Origin of the sequence: Campylobacter sp. JH32, from assembly GCF_017846535.1 — a bacterium.
GTDB classification, from domain to species: Bacteria; Campylobacterota; Campylobacteria; order Campylobacterales; family Campylobacteraceae; genus Campylobacter_D; species Campylobacter_D coli.
In genome coordinates this window covers 46960-71482 of sequence record NZ_JAEQBS010000002.1, presented here as the reverse complement: position 1 = coordinate 71482, position 24523 = coordinate 46960, and the positions used below count along the sequence as shown (strand labels likewise).

Below are 24523 nucleotides of genomic sequence, written 5' to 3'. Positions count from 1 at the left end.
ATAGTTTTTAATAAAATTAAAACTAAAAATAACTTATTAAGGTAGAAAATTGCAAAATTTTATCGAACAAATTCAAGAATGTAAAAATTTAAATGACTTAGAGGCTCTTCGAGTTGCTGTCCTTGGAAAAAAAGGTATCTTAACAGAGAGTTTTGCAAAACTAAAAGATTTAGCGGGCGAAGAAAAGAAAGAATTTGCAGCTAAATTAAATTCTCAAAAAGATGCTTTTAATGAGGCTTATTTATCAAAATTTAAAATTTTGGAAAATCTTGCTTTAGAAGAAAAAATGAAGCAAGATGCTCTTGATTTTAACTATTTTGATGAAAGTCCTACAAATGGTGCTTTACATCCTGTTATGAGTACTATGGATAGAATTATAGAGTATTTTGTAAATTTAAATTTTAGCATAGAAAAAGGCCCTTTAATAGAAGATGATTTTCATAATTTTGAAGCTTTAAATTTACCAAAATCTCATCCGGCAAGAGATATGCAAGATACTTTTTATTTTGACGATAAAAGACTTTTAAGAACTCAAACTTCTCCTGTGCAGATTCGAACCATGCTTGCACAAAAACCACCCATTAGAATGATAGCTCCAGGAGCAGTTTTTAGAAGAGATTTTGATATCACCCATACTCCTATGTTTCATCAAGTAGAAGGGCTTGTAGTAGAAGAAGGGCAAAGAGTAAGTTTTGCAAATTTAAAAAGTATTTTAGAGGACTTTTTGCGTTATATGTTTGGAGATGTAAAAGTGCGTTTTCGTCCTAGTTTTTTCCCATTTACAGAACCATCAGCAGAAGTTGATATTTCGTGTGTATTTTGCAAGGGTTGTGGATGTAGGGTTTGTAAGCAAACGGGTTGGCTTGAGGTTTTAGGATGCGGGGTTGTAGATCCTAATGTATTTAATTTTGTAGGTTATAAAGATGTAAGTGGCTATGCTTTTGGTCTTGGTGTAGAACGCTTTGCAATGCTTTTACATCAAATTCCTGATCTAAGATCTTTATTTGAAGGTGATTTAAGACTATTGGAGCAATTTAGATGATAATTACTAAAAGTTGGTTAAGTGATTGGTTAGATTTTGAAGATAAAAGTTTAGATGATATAGCGCATACATTAAATTCTATAGGTATAGAAGTAGATAAAATTTGCACCTTAAAAGTGCCGGATAAAATCGTAGTGGGTTTTGTCAAAGAAAAAGTAAAGCATGAAAATTCTGACAAATTAAGCATTTGTCAAGTTGATGTTGGAAATGAAATCTTGCAAATAGTTTGCGGAGCCCAAAATGTCGTACAAGGGCAATTTGTCGCAGTGGCCTTAAAAGGTGCTTTAATGCCAAATGGTATGGAGATCAAAGAGGCTAAATTACGAGGAGTAGATTCTTGCGGTATGCTTTGTTCTAGCACAGAATTAGGCTTTGAAAAAATCAATGATGGCATTATGCTTTTAGACGATAGTATAGGCAAATTAGAGCTTGGAAAAGCTTTAAATTCTTATGAAATTTTTAATGATGGTTTGATCGAAGTTGAATTAACTCCAAATAGGGGAGATTGTCTTAGTATTTATGGTATAGCACGCGATTTAGCAGTGGCTTTGAATTTAAACTTAAAAGAAAAACCACCTTTTAAAGAAGGGGAAAATGTTTTAGGCATAGGTCGTATTTTACGCTTGAGTGCTGAAAAAGAATTAAACAGTCTTTATAATTACAGAGCTATAGAATTAAAAGAAAAAATTCAAACCAATCTACTCATTAGTTTAAGATTGGCACAAATAGAAAATTTTGGAAAAAACCCTATAGAAAATTTATTAAATTACGCAACACACTCTACAGGTGTACTCTTTAATGCTTATGATCTCAATTCTTTTTATAAGGAAAATGAAGAATTTACTTTTAGCTTAGTCAAAGAAACACGGGGTGAGACTAAAATTTCTTACCAAGATGAACTTCTTAGTGTAAGCGGAATTTACCAAGAAGAAAAATTTAAATGCAAAGAAGATTCTAAGATAATCATCATCGAGGCAAATTATACTGATCCAATGATTATTGCAGATGCAAAAATGGCTTATAAAAAGCAAGATGAGCAAACTATTTATAGAAGTTTTAGAGGAAGTGAGCCTAAATTGAATTTAGGTATGGATTTTTTATTGAGCGTTTTAGAACAAAATCCAAATTTGATTATTTATAGCTCCTCACAACAAATTATAACAAATAAGGAATTGTCTAACATAGCAATCAGTATTGAAAGCATTAATAAGACTATAGGTCAAGAAATCGATAAGGATGAAGTTTTAAAAATTCTTAAAAAACTAGGTTTTGAACTTATAATTTCCGCTGATGGACTTGTTAATGTTAAAGCCCCTATGCATCGCCCTGATATAAAAAATCTAGCTGATATTTGTGAAGAAGTAGTGCGTATTATAGGTATTGATAATATCGCTTCAAAAGGTTTGGAATTTGCAGAAAAAAATCGTTTAAATTCCACTTATAAAAATTATAAAGAGCTAGTAGAACTTAGAAAAAAAGCGGTAGCTAACGGATATTTTGAAAGTTTGCATTATGTTTTAGATAATGAAGAGGAGCTAAAATCTCTTGGTTTTAATCCTATAAAATTAAAACTTATCAATCCAATTACTGCAGAGTTAAACACTCTAAGAACAACGCTTTTAAACCATCTTTTAAACGCAGCAAGTTTAAATGCGAAAAATTCTAAAAAGATTATTAAGCTTTTTGAACTTGGAGTAGTTTTTGGAACTAATAATGAAGAACTCAATCATATAGCTTTTGTACATTCAGGCTATCAGGAAGAGCCTAAAATTTCGAATAAAGCAAAGCCTGAATTGGTAAATTTTTATGATTTTCTTTTAGATCTTAAAAATATCATAGGAGATTTTAAATTAAAAGCTTCAAAGCATGATATTTTAAGTCCTTACGAGCAAGCTGATATTTACTTAAAAGATTTAAAAATAGGTTTTGCAGGTCGCTTGCATTTAAAAATAGAAAACGAAAGAGATTTGCTAAAAACATATATTTGCGAACTTGATTTAAATTTGATTAAACATCATTTTAAATTGGCTAAACCTTATTCTAAATTCCCAAGCATTAGCAGAGATCTTAGCATACTTATACCTAAGGGTTTTGAATATGAAAAAATTAAAAATTGCATAGAAGAATTAGATTTAGAAAATTTAGAAAATTTCCGCTTGGTTGATTTGTATAGCGACGCAAGCCTTGAAAATTCTTATAGTTTAACTCTTAAATTTGTTTTTAGAGATATGAATAAAACCTTAGAAGAGGCTCAAGTTGCAGAACATATGGATAAAATTTTACAAAGCTTTAAAGAAATGGGGCTTGAATTAAGATGAAAATAAATGCCTTAGAATCTTTTAATACTGAAATTTCTGATATAGCAGCAGATAAAAGCATATCTCATCGTTTTGCTATTTTTTCACTTTTAACCCAAAGTGAAAATAGGGCTAAAAATTATCTTTTAGCTGAAGATACTTTAAATACTCTGAAAATAATAGAAAATTTAGGAGCTAAAGTAAAGCGAGAAGGTTCTAGTGTAAGTATTATGCCGCCTAGTGAGATACTTTCTCCTAATTGTGTTTTAGAATGCGGAAATTCAGGCACTGCAATGCGCTTGATGATAGGATTTTTAGCGGGTGTTTCAGGCTTTTTTGTTTTAAGTGGCGATAAATATCTTAACAATCGCCCCATGAAAAGAATTTGTAAACCTTTAAGTGAAATTGGTGCAAAAATTTACGGCAGAGAACAAGCAAATTTAGCTCCACTTTGTATAGAAGGACAAAAACTAAAAGCTTTTGATTATAAAAGTGAAATTTCTTCAGCTCAAGTTAAAACAGCTATGATTTTATCTGCTTTTAGAGCGGATAAAACTTCCAAATTTAGCGAGATATCTTTAAGTAGAAATCATAGTGAAAACATGCTAAAAGCTATGAATGCACCTTTAAAAATCAGTGATGATTATTTAAGCCTTGAAATTTCTCCTTTAAATCAAGCTTTAAAAGCTCAAGATATTCTTATACCTAACGATCCTTCTTCGGCTTTTTATTTTGCTTTAGCTGCGATTATTTTACCTAATTCTAAAGTAGTTTTAAAAAATATTTTACTCAATCCTACACGTATTGAGGCTTACAAAATTTTGCAAAAAATGGGTGCAAAACTTGAAATAAAAATTACACAAAATGATTTTGAAACCATAGGCGAAATTCATGCAAGCTCAAGCGAGTTAAAAGCAGTAGAAGTTAAAGAAAATATAGCTTGGCTTATAGATGAAGCACCCGCTTTAGCTATAGCATTTGCTTTAGCAAAGGGTAAATCTAAACTCATCAATGCCAAAGAACTTCGGGTAAAAGAAAGCGATAGAATTGCTGCTACGGTTGAAAATTTAAAACTTTGTGGAGTAAATGCTAAAGAACTTGAAGATGGTTTTGAAATCGAAGGCTCTCAAATCAAAAAAGCTAAAATAAAAAGCTATGGGGATCACCGTATTGCCATGAGTTTTGCGATTTTAGGCTTACTTTGCGGAATGGAGATTGATGAAAGTGAGTGTATTAAAACTTCTTTTCCTAACTTTATGGATATTCTTACAAAAATAGGAGCTAGGATTGATTATTGAATTAGCTAAAAATTATGGCTTTTGTTTTGGTGTAAAAAGAGCAATTAAAAAAGCTGAACAAATTAAAGATGCGGCAACCATAGGGCCGCTTATCCATAATAATGAAGAAATTGCTCGCTTGCAAAAGAATTTCAATGTTAAAACCTTAGAGAACATAAGAGCTTTAAGTGATGAAAAAAAAGCCATTATAAGAACACATGGAATTACTAAGCAAGATTTAGAAGAGCTTAAAAAGAAAGATATTGAAATTTTTGATGCAACTTGTCCTTTTGTAACCAAACCACAGCAAATTTGTGAACAAATGAGTGCAGAAGGCTACGATGTGGTAATTTTTGGCGATGAAAATCATCCTGAAGTTAAGGGTGTAAGAAGCTATGTAGCCACAAAAGCTTATGTAGTTTTAGATAAAAAAGATCTTGAAAATATTAAATTACCTAATAAAATAGCAGTTGTAAGTCAAACGACTAAAAAACCTGAACATTTTATGGAAATAGTTAATTTTTTAATTCTTAGGGTTAAAGAAGTAAGAGTTTTTAATACAATTTGTGACGCAACTTTTAAAAATCAAGATGCTATTAAAGAACTTTCTGTCAAAAGTGATGTGATGGTAGTTGTCGGAGGTAAAAATTCAGCCAATACCAAACAACTTTTTTTAATAGCTAAGGCAAACTGCGAAGATAGCTATTTGATCGAAACCGAAGAAGAATTGCAAAAAGAATGGTTTTTAAATAAAACACATTGCGGAATTAGCGCTGGAGCTAGTACGCCTGATTGGATTATTAAAAAAGTTATAGCCAAAATAGAATCGTTTAAGTGCTAAAATTGTGATATTTTATTTTTTCAAAAAGTAAATAAAACTACAATTTAAAAAAAATTAATAAAAATTAAAATTCTTAACACTAATTAAAGAAAAATAAGGTAAAATCAGTCAAATTTTAATTTTTTTTCAAAAGGACCATGATGAGCGAGGTGAACAAAAAAGTTCAAAACAATTTAGAGGACTATCTTGAAGATGAAGACTTTGGGCAGCTTTTAGAAGCTTTTGACAAGTCAAGAGAAGAAACTATAACTGAAGGTGTAATCGTAGAGATTAAAAATGATGAAGTCTATGTAGATATAGGCAGAAAATCAGAAGGTATTTTAGCATTAAATGAAATTCAAGATGAAAATGCTAATTTGTTATTTAAAGTAGGTGATAGCATTAAAGTTGCTGTTGTAGGCTCTCGTGGTGGTAGATCTTTACTTTCTCACAAAAAAGCTTTAAGAAAAGAAAAAGTTATCGATTTTATTCAAAATTATAAAGAAGATGATGAGTATATTTTTGAAGTAAAAGTAGTAGGAAAGAATAAAGGCGGACTTGTTGTTGTAAATGATGATGATGTAGAATTTTTCTTACCAAAATCACAATACGGCTTCAAAGAAAATAACAATCTTATAGGTAAAACTTTTAAGGTTAAAATCATCAAAGTTGATAAAGAAGAGCAAAGCATTATTGTATCTAGAAAGAAAACTTTAGATGATGAAAGAAAAAAACGCAAAGAACTTATTAATAATATCGCTCAGCAAGAAGGGCTTATCGAAGGTGTTGTAAAAAAAATTACAACTTATGGTATGTTTGTTGATGTGGGTGGTGTTGATGGACTTGTTCACTATAGTGAAATTTCATATAAAGGACCTGTAAATCCTAGTATTTTATACAAAGAAGGAGATAAAGTTCCTGTCAAAGTAGTAAAATATGACAAAGATCGCAAACATTTATCCCTTTCTATCAAAGCGGCTTTACCTGATCCTTGGGGAGAAATTAAAGACAGCTTAGAAGTGGGTGATACCATTAAGGTTATTGTTTCAAATATAGAGCCATATGGTGCTTTTGTTGATTTGGGTAACGATATAGAAGGATTTTTGCATATTAGCGAAATTTCTTGGGATAAAAATATAAAAAATCCAAAAGATTATATTAGCAAGGGCCAAGAAATCGATGTTGAAGTTATTGAAATCAATTCAGATGAAAGACGCTTAAGAGTATCTTTAAGAAATTTACTTTCTAAACCTTTTGACGAATTTATGAAAAATCACAAAATTGGTGATGTGATAGAAGGAGAAGTTACTTCAACGACTTCTTTTGGTGCTTTTGTAAAAATTGGTTCTGTAGAGGGTCTTTTGCATAATGAAGATGCATCTTGGGACAGAAATGAAAAATGTAAAGATAAATTTAACAATGGTGATATTATCAAAGTTAAGATTATCAAAATCGACGAAGAGGGTCAAAAAATTTCTTTAAGCATTAAAGAACTTAGCGAATCACCTGTTCAAGAATATGCTAAAAATCATAAAGTAGGCGATATCGTTAAAGGAAAAATTAGAGATATCAAAGATTTTGGAGTATTTGTAGAACTCAATAAAAATGTAGATGCGCTTATTCATAAAGAAGATATTAGTGCTTCAACTCTTGAGAATTTAAAAATTGGTGATGAAATTGAAGCTGCAATTGCATTTATCGATGAAAAGAAAAACAGAATTCGCCTAAGTGTTAAGAATTTGGTTAGAATTAAAGAGCGAGAAGTATTAAATGAAATCAATAGCGACGATAAAGTAACTTTAGGTGATATCATTAAAGATCAGTTAGCTTAATGATGAAAAAATATGCAACTATAAGCATTTTGAGTATTTTATTACTCATCTTGCTTATTGTCGTTTTTGTACTGCTTTGGAAATTTAAAGCAAATTCTAACTTTATTCCCGAATTTGCTAAAGATACAAATACGCATCAGATTGAAGAAAGGCAAACCCAAGAACTCACTTGGCGAGAAGAATTAGCCAAATGGCCTAGTAAAGATTTTACTCCAGCCGTAGAGCAATTTACTCTACATTTTGATGCAGATACTAGTGAGCTTAAAGAAAAAAACAAATACTATCAACTTGTTGTTAATAAGCATGATATTTACTCCATGTTTTGTTTAAGACAGACTTTAAATTCTTTTAACGTGAAGTATTTTTTATTAAAATCCGGCGAAAGTCCTGAAATCTTTTTAGATACGGGCAATAAAAATTTAATTGATGATATTATCAAAGAACTTAAAAAATATAAAATTAACACAGAAGCGAAGGAGATTTGGTTATGAAAAAAAAGATTATTGTTTGTGATGCAATTTTAGATAAGGGTGTAGAGCTTTTAAGAAAAGCTGAGGATATTGAGCTTATAGAAGCTGCTAAAGTTCCAAAGAATGAGTTAATGGATATGCTTGCAGATGTAGAAGTCGCTATTACTAGAAGTTCTACTGATGTAGATGTCAATTTTTTAAATCATGCTAAAAAACTCAAAGCTCTTATACGCGCAGGAGTAGGGGTGGATAATGTTGATATCCCTGAATGTTCCAAACGCGGTGTTATAGTAATGAATGTCCCAACTGCTAATACCATTGCTGCAGTAGAGCTTACTATGGCTCATCTTCTAAGTTCTGCTAGAAGTTTTGTTAATGCACATAATTTTTTAAAGAATGAAAGAAAATGGGAAAGAGAAAAGTGGTATGGCGTAGAGCTCATGGGTAAAACCTTGGGTGTTATCGGTTTTGGAAATATAGGTTCGCGTGTAGCCATCCGTGCCAAAGCTTTTGGTATGAAAATTCTAGCCTACGATCCATATATTTCAGCTTCTAAAATCACAGACTTAGATATGGAGCAAGCAAAAAGTTTGGATGAAATTCTTACTCAAAGCGATTTTATCACCATCCATACGCCAAAAACTAAAGAAACTGATGGTATGATTGGTGCTAATGAAATCGCAAAAATGAAAGATGGTATAAGACTTATTAATTGTGCTCGCGGGGGCTTATATACAGAAGAAGCTCTATGCGAAGGCTTAAAAAGTGGTAAAATAGCTTGGCTTGGTATCGATGTTTTCAAAAAAGAACCTGCTACCAACCATCCTCTTTTAGATTTTGAAAATGTTTCAGTAACCTCTCATCTTGGAGCTAATACTCTAGAAAGTCAAGACAATATTGCAAGAGAAGCTTGTGAACAAGCCCTAAATGCGGCTAGAGGTGTGGCATATCCTAATGCTCTTAATTTACCTATTAAAACTGAGGATTTACCACCTTTTGTAGCACCTTACATCGAGCTTGTTTCTAAGATGGCATTTTTAGCAGTTCAAATTGATAAAAATCCTATAAAAAGTATTAAATTAGAAGCAGAAGGGGTGATAGGCGAATATGCTACTTCAATGCTTACATTTGCTGCTGTAGGAGCTTTAAGTGGAATTTTAGGTGAAAAAATAAATTATGTTAATGCTGAATTTGTTGCCAAAGAAAAAGGTGTAGATTTATCTTGCGAAACCCTTCCAAATAGCGGTTATAACAACAAACTTAGTGTTAAAATCATCACAGAGAATTCAAATATTAATGTTTCAGGAACTGTATTTAATGAAAATGAACAACGCATAGTTGGATTAAATGGCTTTCAAACTGATTTCAAGCCAAAAGGAAAAATGATTATTTTCAAAAATAAAGATATCCCAGGGGTTATTGCTAAAATCAGCTCTGTCTTAGCATCTAAAAATATCAATATCGCTGATTTTAGATTGGGTAGAGATGGTTTTGGATATGCTTTAGCAGTGGTATTGATCGACGAAAAAGTGCAAAAAGAAGTTTTAGAAGAATTAAGACAACTAGAGGCGTGTATATTTGTACAATATGTCGAAATCTAAAATTCTTATCATAGAAGATGATATAGATTTAAATGATTTGCTTAGTTTAAGACTTAAGGCTTGCGATTATCAAATTTTTTCCTTGTTAGATTTTAAAGGAGTTGAAGATTTGCTAGATAGTGAGCAAATCGATCTTTTGATAGTTGATAGAAATCTTCCAAGCGGGGATTCTTTAGATAGGATTAAAGAGCTAAGAAAGCAAGGTTATAAAGAAGCGGTGATTTTTCTAACCGCTAAAACCTTGCATCAAGATTTACTTGAAGGTTTTGAGAGTGGCTGCGATGATTATATGTGCAAACCTTTTGATTTTAATGAATTGTTACTTCGTATTAAAGCTATTTTAAAACGCCACAAAAGAGAAGAAGAAAAGCTAGTTTTTAAAGATTTTTCTTTGGATTTGATCAATTATGAATTTTTCTACAAGAATGAGAAATTAGATGTTTCAAATTTGGAATATGAGCTTTTAAAATGTTTTTTTGAAAATCCCAATACTTTATTGACACGACAATTTTTAAGTGAAAATGTATGGAAAGATGATACCACAAGTGACAAGACGATCAATATAGCATTAACAAGACTAAGAAACAAATTTCCAAAGCTTAAAGAGCATATTATAAGCGTTAGGGGCATTGGTTATAAGATATGTTGAAAACTAAAAATATTTTTATAACTTTTTTTGTTTTGTTGATTTTGTGTTTTGGTGTGATATTTTATACGCTTACAAATTCTTATTTGAATTTTTTACTCTTAAAACAATACGAACAAAAAATCAAAAGCCTTGATGATGTTTTAAAATTTTCTCTTTTAGAAGATTTAAATTCTAACAATATCAAAGAATTTGCACAAGATACAAGGGCGGATTTTATTATTTTGAAAGATGATTTTGAGATTTCTTCGGTTTTAAATGCGGATTTATTTTTAAATTTAGAAGAAAACAAAATTTATGATTTAAATTCAAAAAGAGTTCTTGTAAAAAAATTTACCTATAAAGACTATAAATATATGATCATTGTTTATCCAAGATTTTTAAATTTGCAAAATTTTTGGCTAAAAATCAGCATAAGTTTTGGGATTTATTTCATGCTTGTTTTTATTTTAGTATTTTTTATGGGAAGAAAACTAGCAAAAAGTTTTAAAAAAATTTTAGAATTTTTAAATTTTATCAACGATTCAAAACCCATTATTTTAGAAAAGAGTATTTTTAAAGAGCTAAATTTACTAAACAAAAAACTTTTAAAAACAAAGGAAAAAATCTTAAAAAATACTCAAAAAAACAAAAAACAAAGTGATAAGATTTCTCTTAAAAATACTCAATTAGCAAGTGTTATTTCTGCTATCTCTCATGAGCTTAAAAATCCTTTAAGTGTGATTGATCTTAGCTTAGAAATGCTTAAGGATGAGAATTTAAAAGATGAAAAACTCAAAAACGAATTACTAGAAAAAATTTCACGCCAAAGCCTAAAGTTGAATGCTTTAACACATAAGCTTAATTTTGTTTTTAATCTCAACCACGAAGCCTTGCAAATGCAAGAATTTGATCTTTTTACTTTGTGTGAAAAAATTGTTAAAAACCCAGGTTTTGAAAGAGTGATTTTACGCGGAAAAAGCACTAGAGTAAAAGCGGATGAGTTTTTAATCGAGCAAGTGATTATTAACTTACTTTCTAATGCTCTAAAATACAGCCAAAAAGAGGTTATTTTGATTGCGCAAGATCAAAAGATTAGTGTTTTGGATTTTGGCAAGGGTATAGAAAAGAATCAATTAAAATTTATTACGAAAAAATTTTATAAAATTGACACTAAGAGCAATAATTCTTTTGGACTTGGGCTTTTTTTGGTAAAAAAAATTTTAAGCATACATAAAAGCTATTTAGAAATTTCTAGCACTGTATCGCAGGGTTCTAAATTCAGTTTTAAACTTCATTAAGGAAAAAAATGGCACTTATTGATTTAATTGACGCTTCAAAAAAATTTGGGGAAAAAATTGTTTTAAATGAGGCAAATTTTAGCGCTAATGAAGGCGAAAAAATAGCCATCATAGGAAAAAATGGAGAAGGAAAATCAAGTCTTTTAAAAGCATTTTTAGGCACTCTAGCTCTAGATAGCGGCAGAGTGGTAAGGCAAAATGGAAAAAGTATAGCCATGCTTTCGCAAACCGTTGATTTTAACGCAAATTTAAGCGTTAAAGAAGCCATAAAAATCGAACTTGAAGAAATTTATAATACTTTAAAAGAATATGAAGCATCGCAAAGCAAACTCGAAAAAGAGCCTACAAACAAAGAGTATTTAAAACAGATGGATGATTTAATTGCTTTAATCGATAGCAAAGATGCTTGGAATATCGAAGCTAAAATCACGCGTGTTTTAAAAGAATTCAGCCTATTAGATTACTCTGATCGTTTGGTTTGCACTTTAAGCGGTGGTGAAATTCGCAGAGTAGGTCTTTGTATACTTTTACTTAAAAATCCTGATATTTTATTGCTTGATGAGCCTACAAACCACCTTGATGTTTATATGACAAGCTTTTTGGAGGATTTGTTAAAAAATTCAAAAATGTGTGTGATTTTTATCTCGCATGATAGATATTTCATCGATGCAATTGCGCATAAATGTGTAGAAGTTGATCAAGGTAAACTTAGTGTGTTTAAGGGTGGTTATACGAATTACCTAGAGAAAAAAACTCAAATTTTAGAAAGTTTAGCTAAAAGCCATGAAACACTTTTAAAGCATTTAAAAAGCGAGGAAGAATGGCTTAGAAGAGGTGTTAAAGCAAGACTTAAAAGAAATGAAGGGCGCAAGGAGCGTATTTTTAAAATGCGTGAAGAAGCTAAAAAAAATCCTGGTTCCATCAAGCGTTTAAAGCTTGAAATTTCAAGGGCAGCTTTAAATTTTACAGGAGAAAAAATTCCTAATCGCAAAAAAATGCTTTTTGAGCTTAAAAATGTAAGTAAAAATTTAGGAGAAAAAGCTCTTTTTGCAGATTTTTCAAGTCGTATTTTACAAGGTGAACGCATTGCTATAGTAGGCAAAAATGGTTGTGGAAAGTCTACTTTTTTAAAAATACTTTTAGGAGAATTAAAGCAAGATAGTGGAGAGATCAAGCGTGGAGAGATTAAAATAGGGTATTTTGATCAAGCTAGAAGTCTTGTAAATTCAGATAAAACCTTGCTTGAAATTTTCTGCCCTAATGGAGGCGACAGGGTTGAAGTACGCGGAAAAAATATGCATGTTTATGGGTATTTAAAAAATTTCTTATTTCCTAAAGAATTTTTAGATAAAAGCGTTTCCATTTTAAGTGGCGGAGAAAAAAATCGCGTTGCTTTGGCTTTACTTTTTACAGAAGAATATGATGTTTTAATCCTAGATGAGCCTACAAATGATCTTGATATAGCGACTATTAATATTTTAGAAGAGTACTTGCTTAGCTTTGAAGGAGCCATTTTGCTAGTATCTCATGATAGATATTTTGTAGATAAAATTGCTACCAAACTTTATGCTTTTGAGAACGGCGCTAAGATCAATATTTTGCATACGCTTTATACTGAATATCTTGAAAATGAAAAAGAAATGCAAGAATTTGATGATTATGTTTCAAGTCTTGATTTGCAAGAGCAAACTCGTATGCAAAAAGAAAAAAGTAGCAAAAAACTAAGCTATAAAGAAAATGAAATTTTAAAAAATCATCCCGAAAAAATCGAAATGCTTGAAAAACAAATTTCTAAACTCAATAGTGATCTTTCAAACCCAAGCGTATATCAAGAAATAGGCATAAACACTCTTTATGAAGAGCTAGAACAAGCACAAAAAGAATTAGAAAAATTAGAAAGCGAATATTTTGAAGTTTTGGAAAAAAGTGAAAATCTATAAATTTTTATCAATAAAATATGAAATTTATTGACAAAAATTATTAAAATTTATTATAATTTGACTTCAAATTGCGGGAATAGCTCAGGGGTAGAGCACAACCTTGCCAAGGTTGGGGTCGCGAGTTCGAATCTCGTTTCCCGCTCCATACTTCACAAATTTATTTTTCTTTTCATTTATCTAAAATATCTTTTAAAATAAATCCACTTTTTAAAATAACCATCTTAATATATTAAAGTTTAAAAAGCATGATTCTTTCATCTTTTTGAAAATCTACTTTTTCTTCTTCACTGATGAGTAAAAATTCGCTTTGAATCAGAGGCAGTATCATCCCTGAACCAAATTTATTATCATTAAAAGGATAAAAAATACCCTTTTCTAAATTCCCTAAGATAAGATTATTTCTTCCACTTTTTACTTTTAAATCACTCCCCATAAAAGCTTGAATTTGTAAAGGATTTTCTAAATTCCCGTAAAGTAAAGCGATGATTTTTCTAGCAAAGATAAAAGCAGAAAGATAAGCTGCCATAGGATTTCCTGGTAAAATCAATACTAAAGTTTTATCTTTTTGATAAAGCTTAGTTGGTCTTGCAGGGCGTGCTTTTAAACCCTTAAAAAGTGGAGTAAAGCCTAATTCATTTAAAGCCTTTTCCATAAAATCAGCTTCTCCTACACTCGCACCACCTGAAGTGATTAAAAGATCAAAATTAGCATTTTCTAAAGCTTTTTTAGTTGCATTAAAATCATCTTTAATAATACCAAGATAACTTGTAGCGCAATCTTTAAATAAAGCAAGCAAAGGCAAAGCATTAGCATTATAGATATTTTCCTCATCACAATCTTGCCAAGGTTCTTTTAACTCATCTCCACTTGAAAAAATTCCAATACGAATTTTTCTTACAACTTCTATTTTATAAAGCCCTTGAGAGGAGAGCAGAGCGATATGTCTAGCATTAAGCCTTGTGCCTTTTTTTAGCAAAAGCTCATCTTTTTTTAATTCTTCGCCCTTATAACGATAAGCGTTGTATTGTTTAGGTGGCTTTTTGATGACAAGCTTGCCTTCTTCTATACACTCATCTTCTATCATTAAAATAGTATCGGCATTTTTGGGCATTTTTGCACCTGTCATGATCTTAAAACACTCATTTTTATAGATCTCATAAGTGTTTTTATCTCCAGCTAAAATCGTACCTTTTATATCTAAAGCTTGATTTACATCCGCATAATTAAAAGCATAGCCATCAAGCGCAGCATTATCAAAGCTAGGTAAATTTTTTACAGCATAGAGATCTTTAGCCAAAACCCTATCTTTAGCTTCTTCAAGACTGATTAATTCAAACTCATTAAGAGCCTTAATTTGATCTTGTAAATGCGCTAAAGTTTGAAAAATGTTTTTCATTCTTCAAGCCTTGTGATTTTAGCGCCTAAGGCTTTAAATTTTTCTTCTAATTTTTCATAACCACGATCAAGATGATAAATTCTATGTATTCTACTTGTGCCCTTAGCCACAAGTGCTGCTAAAATCAAAGCCGAAGAAGCACGCAAATCCGTAGCCATAACATCTGCAGCATTTAATTCTTTACCACCCACTATAGTAGCAATATGCCCATTTAATTTAATATCCGCACCCATTCTTAAAAGCTCGCTTACATGCATAAAGCGATTTTCAAAAAGTCTTTCATCGATGATGCTTGTACCCTTTGCCATTAGGGCTAAAGCCATAAATTGTGCTTGCATATCGGTTGGAAAACCAGGATATTCACTAGTCATGATCTCCGTAGCTTTGATTTCTTTTGCAGGAAATAAGGTGATATTATCATTGTCTACCAAAGTTTCAAAACCCATTTGATGGAGTTTTGCTAAAACCGCTCCTAAATGCTCGGCATTTACTTTTTTAAGTGTGATTTTAGAATTTGTAATAGCTCCTGCACACAAATAAGTTCCCGCTTCAATCCTATCAGGAATCACACTAAATTCTTTAAAATCCAAAAGTTCTTTATCTGTGCCATAAATTTCAAGCTCATCTGTGCCTATGCCTTTTATATCAAGCCCAGCCTTGGCTAAAACTTCACAAAGCTGCACGACTTCAGGCTCTTTGGCAACATTTACAAGCTTAGTTTTTCCCTTAGCTAAAGCTGCTGCCATAATGATATTTTCGCTGCCTGTAACGGTAATTTTATCAAAAAGAATTTGAGCTCCTTTTAAATTCCCACTTGCTACGACATAACCTTGTTTTATTTCTATATTTGCACCCATTTTTTCTAAAGCACTTAGGTGTAAATCGATAGGTCTTTGTCCTATAGCACATCCTCCAGGCAATGAAACTTCACAATGATTAAAACGAGCAAGCAAGGGTCCTAAAGTAAGGATAGAAGCGCGCATTTTACGCACGATATCATATTTGGCCACGGTTTTATCAAGTGTTGATGTATCTAAATATGCTGTATTTTCTTTAAAGTCAGTTTTTGCGCCTAAATTTTCAAGCAAAGAAATGAGTGTTTTAATGTCTGCAACATTAGGAACATTATTTATTTTAACTTCATTTTTTGCAAGTATACTAGAAGCGATTAGGGGTAAAGCGGCATTTTTTGCACCACTTATTATAACTTCACCTTGAAGTTTTTGGGAGCCTTGTATTTCTAAATAAGTCATTATGATAAACCTTATTTTAAATTTCAAAGCTTAATTATACCTTTTTAAACTTTGTAAAAGTTTATTGCTTGGGCTTTTCGTTTTGAAATTTGTGATTTATTTGGAGCTTAAATTTTTCCGAGTTTGATGATTTTTATTGTATTATTTTAAATTTAAAAAGTAATGATAAATATTTTATTTTTCAAGGTGATATCATGGGTGTTTTTCTGGTTTTACTGGGTGGAATTTTTTGGGCTATAAGTGGAGTTTTGGCTGAGTATTTGTTTAAAAATAATTATGGGGTAGATTGGGTAAGTTTTTATAGATTGTTTTGTACAGGTATAGTGCTTATTTTATATAGCTTAAAGAAAATAAAAATATTTCAATTTAAAAAAGATGAGCTTTTATCCTTTTTGATTTTTGCTTTCTTTGGTTTATTGATGACTCAATATGGATATTTTAAAGCTATTTTTTATACCGATGCGGGTACTGCTACTATGATACAATACTGTGCTCCTTTGCTTATCATGATTTATGTATGTTTAAAAGATAAAAAAATGCCTAAAATTTTTGAAAGTATGGCTTTAATTTTTATAATTCTAGCTCTATTTTTGCTTGCAAGTGGTGGAGATATACGCAATTTAAACCTAAATTTATGGGGAATTTTTTGGGCTATTTTAGGAGCTTTTGGGGTTGCTTTTTATTCTTTAGGTGCAAGAAAAATCATTGCAAAATATGGAATTTTCTTTGTTATGGGTTGGTCTAGTTTAATCGCTTCTTTTATACTTTTTGGGATACTTGAATTTAAAGAAGGTTTAGCGCATTATGATTTTGCTCTTAATTTGTATTTAGCCCAAGCAGGTATAATATTTATAGGAACTATAGGGGCTTTTTGTCTATATCTTAAAGGGGTTGAATACATAGGAGCTTTAAGAGCAAGCATGATAGCATGTATCGAGCCTGTAGCAGCTGCTTTTATGAGCTTTTTATTTTTAGGAACAAGATACAGCTTTTTAGATCTTTTTGCCTTTGCTTTAATTATCTTAAGCGTGATTTTAAATGCTAAAAAAAGTTAAATTTTCATAAAATTTTTAAGTAATTTTTTGCCATTTTGGCTTAAAATTGCTTCGGGGTGAAATTGCACCCCATAAATCTCGTATTTTTTATGCTTGATTGCCATGATGATATTTTTATCATTTAAAGCCAAAATTTCACAGCTTTTTGGCATTTTGCTAATATGTAAAGAATGATACAAACAAATTTTACTTTTATTTTTAATACCTTTAAAAAGCAGGCTTTTTTTAGCATTTTTCTTAAGATGCAATCTTGAAATTTTACCTTGCATAGGGTAGGGCATCGGAGTGATTTTTCCACCAAAAATCTCGCCTATACACTGATGTCCTAAACAAATTCCTAGTATTTTTTTATCTTTTTTAAAGTATTGAATTGCTTTTAAACTTAATTTTGATTCAGTAGGAGAATTTGGACCTGGAGAGATGATAAGATGAGAAAAATCAAAGCGAGCTAAATCTTTAGCTTTTTTAAATTCATCATTTTTTATAATTTTACATTGATAGCCCAATTCTTTAAGATAAAAAACTATAGTATAGCTGAAAGAATCATAATTATCTATGAGTAAAATTTTTTTCATTTTACACTCACTTTTTGCAATCCTCTAACCGAATTGATACAATAAATCTCATCTGCATTTAACAAATCCTCTTTAAAAAGTTTTTTTTCTTTTATAAGTCCTAAATCAAGCAAAAATTGCCTATAAATTCCATTTAAAAGTCCACTTTGTAGGGTAGGGGTATAAAGGACTTTATCTTTTTTAATGATGATATTACTTCTTGAACCTTCGCATAATTCATTTTTTTCATTAAAAAAAGCTATATCAAAGCATTGATTTTCTTTCCATAAAAAAGCTTTTTGATCATAAATTTGTCTTAAAGAACTTTTATGATATAAAGAATCGCTTTGTGAATTTAAGGGTTTATCACTTAAAAGCAAGATATTATTATCACTTGTTTTGATATGATTTTCTAAGATAGTATAGTTGCCATCTTTTTGCAAGATAAGTTTAAAAATAGCCTGTTTGTGATGACTTTTAATGATGCTTGGATAAAAAAAGCTATGATTTTTATGAAAAAGTTTTTCATTTAAAGCTTGGATATTGAAATTTTTAAATTCTTTTAAATTGGATTTGTAGCTTAACACTTCTTGAAAATCTTTAATGAGTTTTTGTGTGTTAAAATTCAATTTTAAGGCAGAATTTAAAATTCTTTGCAAATGTTCTTTAAAAAATAAAATTTTACCCTTTTTATAATACATAGTTTCAAAAAGATAAAAATTTTTAGGCATTAAAAATTGAGTTTTTAACTCCAATTCTTTAATTTCTTCCTCAAGCTTAGAATCCCACACCAAACCACTTCCCACGCTGTATTGATAATCTTGTTTTTTCTCAAGAGTGCGTATAGCAACACTAAATTTGCTTTTATTTTTATGGATACAACCTATAGCACCGCAATAAATTCCGCGTTTTCTTGCTTCAAGTTCTTCTATAAGTTTTATGGTTTCAAGTTTAGGAGCTCCTGTGATCGAACCGCAGGGAAATAAAGCTTTGAAAATTTGAAAATAATCAATATCTTTTTTAAGCTTGCCTTTTATAATGGAAGTCATTTGATGTAAAGTAGGGTAACTTTGAATTTTAAAAAGCTTTGTTTTCATGCTGTTTTTAACGATAAGTTTTGAAAGATCGTTTCTTAAAAGATCGACTATCATTACATTTTCGCTTAAATTTTTAACATCTTTTTGCAAAAAAAGTTTGTTTTTCTTATCTTGATTTAAATCCTTAGATCTTGCACTTGTGCCTTTCATAGGCTGGGTGATTATTTTTCTTTTATGGATTTTAAAAAATAATTCAGGAGAAAAGGAAAGAATTTCGCGTCCTTCATCTTTAATATACGCTTTAAATTCAGTATCTTGTCTTTTGGATAAAAGATTAAACAAAGAAAATCCATCAAGCAAGCTATCAAAATGAAAACTTTGGGTGAGATTGACCTGATAGCTTCGTCCTTTTGCTATAGCGGATTTTACTTGCAAAAAGTTTTTTTCATAGTTTTTAAAATCTAAATGATTTTTAAAAATAGGCATAAAATTTTCTTCATCAACCTTCATCGCAGTGAATTTTTTTCTTTTTTTATAAGCATAAAAGCTCAAATAAGCCTCTTTGCTAGTGAAGTTTTTATCTTGTAAGTATTTATAAAATTCATAATCCACAAGAGTTAAAAAATAATATTTATCTTTATGTTTTTGCACAAATTTAAAGTATTTTTTACTTTGTTTTTTATTATAGGCTTTAAGAACAAATTTTAAGTCATAATAAAAATATTTACCAAAAATGGCAAATTTTGTTTCAGCGCTCACTTAATTCCTTTGCTACTTGTGCAGCAAGCTTTAATTTATCATTGTCAAAATGTGTATAAATTCTTGAAGTATTTAAACTTGCATGACCTAAAGCTTCTTGCACCAAAACCAAATCTTTTTGTTTTTTATAGAGTAGGGTAGCAAAAGTATGGCGAAGCATATGAGCGCCGTTTTTTTGCTTGCGAATTCCTGCGCGAAATAAAATTTGCTCTACAATACGACTTACATAAGCTTGTGTTAAAGCTTTTCCATTGCGATTGACAAAAAGTAAGCCATCTTCACTTAAATAATTAACTCTTACATCCTTTAACAAATGCTCGATTAATTCTTTTTTTATCATCACAACGCGGTATTTATTTCCTTTGGCGCGAATTCTTATAATGTAAAGTTCGTTTTCTTCGCTAATATCCTTGAGTTTGATATTGATAGCCTCACTTACACGAATTCCTGTAAAAATGATGATTTTTATAATAAGCTTGTTGCGTATGGTATTGTTTTTAAAATCTGAATTTTCTATGGCTTCAAGGAATTTTTTTAACTCATCTTCGTTCATGAATTCAGGCAGTTTTGCTCCCTTGCTTCCTGTAATACCTCCCCAATTTTTAAGTACAATATTAAAAATATGCGCCTTTTCATCCTCTTCGTTTTGTTTATCTAAAAAATCAAAAAAAATAATCACTGCAATACGGTAGTTTTTTTTACTCGCATCCGATAAAGCTCCAGTAATACTTGCTAAAACCTCCACTATAAGCTCTTCATCGATTTGCTTTAAGGAGTGTAATTTATAAAAATTAAGATATTCAAAAACTTTTTTTAAGGGATTAAAATAAGTATTAACCCCATTTAAACCCGCATTTCTTGCTTTTTTAGCCAAGGCATCAAGCTCTTCTATATTTTTAACGCCCCTTGTAAGTGCAAAATTAACCTCTGCTAGGGCTTTTGGATTTTTAAGTTCTTTATTGGAAAGAGAGTTGAGTTTAAATTTAACATATTTTGCAAGCCAAAATAAAAAAGACTTTTCAAAATTTTCTTCACAATCTAAAGGATATTTCATAAAAACTTTTCCTAAAATCTTATAATTTTTGTTTTTAATCAATTTTAACTAAAAAAGGTATTTTAGTATCAACTTAGTAAAAAAAAGCTTTTCTAGCTCATTTTAACTTTAAAAAATAAATTTAAATTCCTTATATAAAATATATTAAATAATTCTTAATAATATTTGTATAATTGTATGATAAAAGGTAAAAATACATAAAATTAATTATTTTGTATTGAAAACTATAATTTTCAAACTTTTATATTTATACTCTAATCCTATAAAGTATTATGCCAATATATAAGCTATATTATAGGCATTATAAGCATATTTACTTTTTGTATTTTAATAACTTATCCATAAAATTTAATGTATAAAAATGATTATTTTATTTTGTAATTTGAAAACTATAATTTATCTTTTTTTCAAATAGTCAAGATAATATACATTGACATATCATTATATATTTTTATCAAAATAATATAATAAATGATAATTTATAAAATAAAAATAAATACCCTATTCTTTTGAATTTACACATCAAAACATTTTCCAAATTTTAAAATTTTTAAGAATGTATTTATTATTAAGCTTTTATAATGATTGCTTGTCTGTAAGTATTATTTAAGGAGTAAAAAATAAGGTGAAAAATTTATATTGGTTTGTTTATTTTTCTAAATGGCAAGATATGCGTAATCCTTGGTTTATTATGAGTATTATAATGATAAGCCTTGTTTTAATAGCGCATTTTTTATTTCAAGAGTATCTTTATATGAGACCTTGTGAACAATGTGTTTATATAAGGTTAGATATGTTAATTATAGCTTTAGGAGGCATCATTGCGCTGATAAATCCTAAAAATACCATTATTAAAATCCTTGCCTATACTTTAGCTTTTTATGGAATTTGGCTTGGATTAGAACATTCGTTGAATTTAAATCGCATTCATGAAGCTATTAGCACGGAAAACCCTTTCAGTGGTGTTAATGGATGTCGCGATATTCCACTCTACCCTTTTAATCTGCCTTTACACGAACGGTTTCCTTCTTGGTTTAAACCCGTAGGACAATGCGGAATGGATTTTCCCATGGTTCCAAAGTCTGCTTATTTAAATGCTTTCCAAGAATTTTTTGTAGGAAAAAATGGAATTTATAATAATGGCTGGTATTTAATCCCTAGTTTGAAATTTATGAATATGGCTACTTGCTGTTTTATAGCATTTTTATGCTCTTTTATTTTACTTTTTATAATGTTTGTAAGCTATGTTTTTAGTCAAAGAAAAATTGTTTTTACTATCATTACTATAAGCTTAGTTGTAGCGCTTAAGATATTGGGTTAAAAAATACTTATTTTAAAGATTAAATTTTTTACTTGTTTATCCTTTTTAAATAGAATTACTTTTTATATCAAATTAAGGATAAACAATCATGTTTAAAAAAATGACAAAAATTTTGACAAGCTTGAGTCTTGTTTGCACTTTTGCGATGGCAGATGATTTTATCACCCTATCAGAAACTTTGCCTGATTCTAAAAATTCTGTTGTGGAGGCTTTTTCCTATAAGTGTATACATTGTTACAATCACCATAAATTTGGCACCTTAGAAAAACTTAGAGAGGCTTTTCCAAATTTGCATTTTAAACTCTATCCTGTGAGCCTTATGAATGGAGAATACGCAAATGAACTTAACGAGCTTTTTGCCTTTGCCCAATTTAAAGATGAGCAAAATGGCAAAGATGCTAGTTATAGTGATAGTTTATCACATAAACTTGCCGATGTTTATTTTGTAGTTTATTTTATAAACAAGCAGGACAATTTTTCAAGCTCGGATGAATTTTATGATATAGGCTTAAAGGCTATGAATGTCGATAAAAATGAAGTATTGAATTTTTTAAGCACCCCTAAAGCCAAAGAAATTTTAAACGAATTTAAAAGAGCAAATGATATAGCTAGGACTTATGGCACTCCTGCTTTTGTTGTAAATGGTAAATATCAAATCAATCCTAGCGCCATCAGTTCAATGCAAGCTTTAGAAGATATCGTCAAAAAACTTAGTAATATGCCATAAAATAAAACAATGCATTTTCTAACACTAGATAATGCATTGAAATTTAATATTAATTTTTCTTTTAATGCAAAAATAAAGTTCTTTAGTTATAATTAGTTCGCAATATTTTTAAAGGTTGTTTTTAATGAAAAATTTAAGCGTTCAAGAAAAAAAAGATCTTGATAATTGTGTTTTCAAAACTCTTGGTAAAAAAGAACCCTCTGCTTTAGTGCTTTTATTTAAAAAAATACTTTTAAAATTAAAGACTTTCTTTTATTCTAAATAATACCATTTAAAATCATTTTTTGTAAAAGAAATATTCTTAAAAGATGGAGCCTGTATAAATAATTTGCATTCTTTATCTAAATTTTCCATTCCATAGACTTTCATAGCCATTCTAGAATTGTGTCTTGCTAGCTCTATGGCTACGCAAGCTTGATTGTTGATTTTATAAAGAAGTGTGCCTCCTTCTTTTTCATCTATATTTAAAATGCTTAAATTTTTATTTTTACTCATATCTTGTATATTTTTACTAAAAGCGAAACGCAATTTATAATATATCATAATATCTTGCATAGCCTTTTTAAGATCTTGCAAATTTTCATTGATAGAATATCCATTGTTTTTATACAATCTTAAAAAATCTTCATTAAGAAATTTTTGAAAGTCAGCATCCTTGCTTAATTTTTGACACTCATTATAGCTTTTAAGAATTCTTACCCGCCCTGCTTCTATCAAAAGCTCAAGGCAATTTTTATCATCTTGTAAAAATTGCACCAATTTAACTTCTTGAATTTTAAAATCTTTATTAGGCTTTTTTTCATATGCAAAATCATTGAGCTTTTCATAAACATTAGCAAGTGATAAAGAACAAAGACTAATAAGTATCGGAAATACTTTTTTCATTGAAAAAGCTCTGAATGTTGATTTTTTAAAAATTCTACCACTTCTAAAACTTCATCAACCCCTTCTTTGTTTGAATTTTCCAAGACACTGTCTATATTATCTATATAAGCTTCTATAGCACTTTCTAGCTTCTCTCTTTTAACACCTGCATATAAAAGCATAGCTTCTAAAACTATGCTTAATTCATATCTTAGATCTTCTAATTCATTTTTTAAATTTTTATTGTGTGTTTGTGGCATCTGAATTTCCTTTTTTAAGTTCTTTACTTTTTATCAAATCAACGATTTGAGCTTTGATATAGTTATAATTTGCTCCATCTTTATAAGCTGCAAAAAGCCCACCACTAGCATTTTTATGCCCTCCTCCACCTACTAGCTTTTTAGCCATCAAGCTTACATCAATCTTACCATTTGCACGAAAACTTAAGGTTTTTCTAGAGCTTACATCGATGAAAAAATCATAGTCGGGATTTTTAACTAAAAATTCATTACCTATGATAGAGGTATTGCCTATATTTGAGGTAAGAATTCCCTTATGACCCTCATATTCTATACTGAATTCTTCTTTTAACTCGCTAAGCTTTTCTACTACAAAATAAGAGATGAGATTAGAAAGAGTGTCATCATGATTTTTAGCAAAAAAATCTTTTTTAATAAAATGGATAGCATTATCTAGTAAAATATGTGAATTGGGTTGGTTTATAAATTTTCTTGCTCTTTCAAGCAAGAAAAACATATAAAAAACTTGAGCTTCTTTAAACATCACACGATTGATTTCTTTTGCATTGGCAATCAAACCCAAAAAAACTTTTCCAAGCTCAAAATTCGCATCCTCACTTAGCCAAATATCAACAGCATTTACAACCTGAGCAAAATTTAAAAGTTCTAAATCAGGCTTACAAATTTTAGAGAAAAAATCATAAGTGATTTTAGTCGCACATCTTTGATTATCCAGTAGATACCACGCGTATTTTTGAGCACACTCTTCACCGCTTTGATGATGATCTAATAAAAAGATTTTGATATTTTTTTCTTTACAAATTTTATCAAATTCTTCACACTGGTTTAAATTTAAATTCAAGTCAGTGATTAAAATAATAGCCTGCCCAAAACTATTATCTTTTTCTATATCTGCTAAAATTGCATTAAAATTTTCATTGATCTCTTTACCATAATTAGAATTATAAAAATTTACATTTTTAAAATAAAAATTGACTATATATTGACAGGCATAGCCATCAAGATCAGTATGTGAAAGATGATAAATTTTCATTGATT

22 protein-coding genes and 1 tRNA gene are annotated in these 24523 nt (G+C 29.8%); 15 read left to right on the top strand and 8 right to left on the bottom strand.

What is annotated here, in order from left to right; genetic code table 11:
* The first annotated feature begins 49 nt into the window (after positions 1–49).
* The 11 genes from pheS to KAR67_RS01625 all read left to right on the top strand — a co-directional run bounded on the left by pheS (position 50) and on the right by KAR67_RS01625 (position 13350).
* Positions 50–1042: a phenylalanine--tRNA ligase subunit alpha gene (gene pheS / locus KAR67_RS01675; protein WP_002776986.1), complete on the top strand. Its 993-nt coding sequence runs from the start codon at positions 50–52 to the stop codon at positions 1040–1042.
* Complete coding sequence (gene pheT, locus KAR67_RS01670) at positions 1039–3360, top strand: phenylalanine--tRNA ligase subunit beta (RefSeq protein WP_170876369.1); 2322 nt, start codon at positions 1039–1041, stop codon at positions 3358–3360. The genes pheS and pheT overlap by 4 nt, the downstream gene beginning before the upstream one ends.
* Entirely contained in the window at positions 3357–4637 is a 1281-nt protein-coding gene (gene aroA / locus KAR67_RS01665; protein WP_002776983.1) for a 3-phosphoshikimate 1-carboxyvinyltransferase, read from the top strand. The genes pheT and aroA overlap by 4 nt, the downstream gene beginning before the upstream one ends.
* The gene (locus tag KAR67_RS01660; RefSeq protein ID WP_002781744.1) at positions 4627–5457 is read left to right on the top strand and encodes a 4-hydroxy-3-methylbut-2-enyl diphosphate reductase; all 831 of its coding nucleotides are present in this window, start codon (positions 4627–4629) and stop codon (positions 5455–5457) included. Before aroA ends, KAR67_RS01660 begins: the two co-directional genes overlap by 11 nt.
* A gap of 140 nt (positions 5458–5597) precedes the next feature.
* On the top strand, positions 5598–7268 hold the full coding sequence (locus KAR67_RS01655; protein WP_002776978.1) for a 30S ribosomal protein S1: 1671 nt from the start codon (positions 5598–5600) through the stop codon (positions 7266–7268).
* A gap of 2 nt (positions 7269–7270) precedes the next feature.
* Complete coding sequence (locus tag KAR67_RS01650; RefSeq protein ID WP_002776976.1) at positions 7271–7759, top strand: hypothetical protein; 489 nt, start codon at positions 7271–7273, stop codon at positions 7757–7759.
* A complete protein-coding gene (serA, locus tag KAR67_RS01645; RefSeq protein ID WP_002781748.1) occupies positions 7756–9339 on the top strand; it encodes a phosphoglycerate dehydrogenase in 1584 nt (527 codons plus the stop codon). Before KAR67_RS01650 ends, serA begins: the two co-directional genes overlap by 4 nt.
* Complete coding sequence (locus tag KAR67_RS01640) at positions 9326–9988, top strand: response regulator transcription factor (RefSeq protein ID WP_002776972.1); 663 nt, start codon at positions 9326–9328, stop codon at positions 9986–9988. The genes serA and KAR67_RS01640 overlap by 14 nt, the downstream gene beginning before the upstream one ends.
* Positions 9982–11265 carry a HAMP domain-containing sensor histidine kinase gene (locus tag KAR67_RS01635; protein ID WP_002776969.1) on the top strand — a complete coding sequence of 428 codons (1284 nt, stop codon included), beginning with the start codon at positions 9982–9984 and terminating at the stop codon, positions 11263–11265. The genes KAR67_RS01640 and KAR67_RS01635 overlap by 7 nt, the downstream gene beginning before the upstream one ends.
* An 8-nt stretch (positions 11266–11273) precedes the next feature.
* The gene (locus KAR67_RS01630; protein ID WP_072239351.1) at positions 11274–13205 is read left to right on the top strand and encodes an ABC-F family ATP-binding cassette domain-containing protein; all 1932 of its coding nucleotides are present in this window, start codon (positions 11274–11276) and stop codon (positions 13203–13205) included.
* A 70-nt stretch (positions 13206–13275) separates the two neighbouring features.
* Positions 13276–13350, top strand: a tRNA-Gly gene (locus KAR67_RS01625).
* Between the two features lie 84 nt (positions 13351–13434).
* On the opposite strand, the gene KAR67_RS01620 is transcribed toward KAR67_RS01625, so the two are convergent.
* On the bottom strand, positions 13435–14601 hold the full coding sequence (locus KAR67_RS01620; protein WP_002776957.1) for a molybdopterin molybdotransferase MoeA: 1167 nt from the start codon (positions 14599–14601) through the stop codon (positions 13435–13437).
* Positions 14598–15854: a UDP-N-acetylglucosamine 1-carboxyvinyltransferase gene (gene murA / locus KAR67_RS01615; protein ID WP_002776956.1), complete on the bottom strand. Its 1257-nt coding sequence runs from the start codon at positions 15852–15854 to the stop codon at positions 14598–14600. Before murA ends, KAR67_RS01620 begins: the two co-directional genes overlap by 4 nt.
* 194 nt (positions 15855–16048) lie before the next feature.
* On the opposite strand from murA, the gene KAR67_RS01610 reads away from it, so the two are divergent.
* The gene (locus tag KAR67_RS01610) at positions 16049–16909 is read left to right on the top strand and encodes a DMT family transporter (RefSeq protein WP_192801049.1); all 861 of its coding nucleotides are present in this window, start codon (positions 16049–16051) and stop codon (positions 16907–16909) included.
* Here KAR67_RS01610 and KAR67_RS01605 read toward each other — a convergent pair.
* The 3 genes from KAR67_RS01605 to KAR67_RS01595 are packed head-to-tail and all read right to left on the bottom strand — an operon-like array spanning position 16906 to position 20313.
* Positions 16906–17484 (bottom strand): aminodeoxychorismate/anthranilate synthase component II, encoded by a 579-nt coding sequence (locus tag KAR67_RS01605; protein ID WP_002776954.1) that lies wholly within the window; start codon positions 17482–17484, stop codon positions 16906–16908. The genes KAR67_RS01610 and KAR67_RS01605 overlap by 4 nt on opposite strands.
* The gene (locus KAR67_RS01600) at positions 17481–19259 is read right to left on the bottom strand and encodes a bifunctional anthranilate synthase component I family protein/aminotransferase class IV (protein ID WP_002784736.1); all 1779 of its coding nucleotides are present in this window, start codon (positions 19257–19259) and stop codon (positions 17481–17483) included. The genes KAR67_RS01605 and KAR67_RS01600 overlap by 4 nt, the downstream gene beginning before the upstream one ends.
* Positions 19249–20313: a tyrosine-type recombinase/integrase gene (locus KAR67_RS01595; RefSeq protein WP_002776952.1), complete on the bottom strand. Its 1065-nt coding sequence runs from the start codon at positions 20311–20313 to the stop codon at positions 19249–19251. Before KAR67_RS01595 ends, KAR67_RS01600 begins: the two co-directional genes overlap by 11 nt.
* A gap of 625 nt (positions 20314–20938) precedes the next feature.
* On the opposite strand from KAR67_RS01595, the gene dsbI reads away from it, so the two are divergent.
* From dsbI to KAR67_RS01580, 3 genes are all read left to right on the top strand, one after another.
* Positions 20939–21634, top strand: a complete 696-nt coding sequence (gene dsbI, locus KAR67_RS01590) for a protein-disulfide oxidoreductase DsbI (protein WP_002784738.1) — start codon at positions 20939–20941, stop codon at positions 21632–21634.
* Positions 21635–21722: 88 nt separating this feature from the next.
* Entirely contained in the window at positions 21723–22361 is a 639-nt protein-coding gene (locus tag KAR67_RS01585) for a thiol:disulfide interchange protein DsbA/DsbL (RefSeq protein WP_002781375.1), read from the top strand.
* A 124-nt stretch (positions 22362–22485) separates the two neighbouring features.
* The gene (locus tag KAR67_RS01580; protein WP_002781373.1) at positions 22486–22626 is read left to right on the top strand and encodes a hypothetical protein; all 141 of its coding nucleotides are present in this window, start codon (positions 22486–22488) and stop codon (positions 22624–22626) included.
* Here the strand turns inward: KAR67_RS01580 and KAR67_RS01575 are convergent.
* Genes KAR67_RS01575 through KAR67_RS01565 form a run of 3 tightly spaced genes read right to left on the bottom strand, consistent with a single transcriptional unit; the run spans position 22614 to position 24518 of the window.
* Positions 22614–23246 (bottom strand): hypothetical protein, encoded by a 633-nt coding sequence (locus tag KAR67_RS01575; protein WP_002776932.1) that lies wholly within the window; start codon positions 23244–23246, stop codon positions 22614–22616. The two genes, KAR67_RS01580 and KAR67_RS01575, sit on opposite strands and share 13 nt — an antisense overlap.
* Positions 23243–23485 (bottom strand): hypothetical protein, encoded by a 243-nt coding sequence (locus tag KAR67_RS01570; protein ID WP_002776930.1) that lies wholly within the window; start codon positions 23483–23485, stop codon positions 23243–23245. Before KAR67_RS01570 ends, KAR67_RS01575 begins: the two co-directional genes overlap by 4 nt.
* Entirely contained in the window at positions 23466–24518 is a 1053-nt protein-coding gene (locus KAR67_RS01565; protein ID WP_002776928.1) for a DHH family phosphoesterase, read from the bottom strand. The genes KAR67_RS01570 and KAR67_RS01565 overlap by 20 nt, the downstream gene beginning before the upstream one ends.
* Positions 24519–24523: the final 5 nt, after the last annotated feature.

What these genes read in the sequence shown, in the direction of transcription:
- KAR67_RS01605 (WP_002776954.1), bottom strand. Translation starts at nt 17,484, where the DNA reads ATGAAAAAAATTTTACTCATAGATAATTATGATTCTTTCAGCTATACT.
- KAR67_RS01585 (WP_002781375.1), top strand. Translation starts at nt 21,723, where the DNA reads ATGTTTAAAAAAATGACAAAAATTTTGACAAGCTTGAGTCTTGTTTGC.
- KAR67_RS01610 (WP_192801049.1), top strand. Translation starts at nt 16,049, where the DNA reads ATGGGTGTTTTTCTGGTTTTACTGGGTGGAATTTTTTGGGCTATAAGT.
- KAR67_RS01650 (WP_002776976.1), top strand. Translation starts at nt 7,271, where the DNA reads ATGAAAAAATATGCAACTATAAGCATTTTGAGTATTTTATTACTCATC.
- KAR67_RS01575 (WP_002776932.1), bottom strand. Translation starts at nt 23,246, where the DNA reads ATGAAAAAAGTATTTCCGATACTTATTAGTCTTTGTTCTTTATCACTT.
- KAR67_RS01580 (WP_002781373.1), top strand. Translation starts at nt 22,486, where the DNA reads ATGAAAAATTTAAGCGTTCAAGAAAAAAAAGATCTTGATAATTGTGTT.
- KAR67_RS01570 (WP_002776930.1), bottom strand. Translation starts at nt 23,485, where the DNA reads ATGCCACAAACACACAATAAAAATTTAAAAAATGAATTAGAAGATCTA.
- serA (WP_002781748.1), top strand. Translation starts at nt 7,756, where the DNA reads ATGAAAAAAAAGATTATTGTTTGTGATGCAATTTTAGATAAGGGTGTA.
- KAR67_RS01630 (WP_072239351.1), top strand. Translation starts at nt 11,274, where the DNA reads ATGGCACTTATTGATTTAATTGACGCTTCAAAAAAATTTGGGGAAAAA.
- aroA (WP_002776983.1), top strand. Translation starts at nt 3,357, where the DNA reads ATGAAAATAAATGCCTTAGAATCTTTTAATACTGAAATTTCTGATATA.
- pheT (WP_170876369.1), top strand. Translation starts at nt 1,039, where the DNA reads ATGATAATTACTAAAAGTTGGTTAAGTGATTGGTTAGATTTTGAAGAT.
- KAR67_RS01620 (WP_002776957.1), bottom strand. Translation starts at nt 14,601, where the DNA reads ATGAAAAACATTTTTCAAACTTTAGCGCATTTACAAGATCAAATTAAG.
- KAR67_RS01640 (WP_002776972.1), top strand. Translation starts at nt 9,326, where the DNA reads ATGTCGAAATCTAAAATTCTTATCATAGAAGATGATATAGATTTAAAT.
- KAR67_RS01565 (WP_002776928.1), bottom strand. Translation starts at nt 24,518, where the DNA reads ATGAAAATTTATCATCTTTCACATACTGATCTTGATGGCTATGCCTGT.
- KAR67_RS01655 (WP_002776978.1), top strand. Translation starts at nt 5,598, where the DNA reads ATGAGCGAGGTGAACAAAAAAGTTCAAAACAATTTAGAGGACTATCTT.
- KAR67_RS01595 (WP_002776952.1), bottom strand. Translation starts at nt 20,313, where the DNA reads ATGAAATATCCTTTAGATTGTGAAGAAAATTTTGAAAAGTCTTTTTTA.
- KAR67_RS01635 (WP_002776969.1), top strand. Translation starts at nt 9,982, where the DNA reads ATGTTGAAAACTAAAAATATTTTTATAACTTTTTTTGTTTTGTTGATT.
- murA (WP_002776956.1), bottom strand. Translation starts at nt 15,854, where the DNA reads ATGACTTATTTAGAAATACAAGGCTCCCAAAAACTTCAAGGTGAAGTT.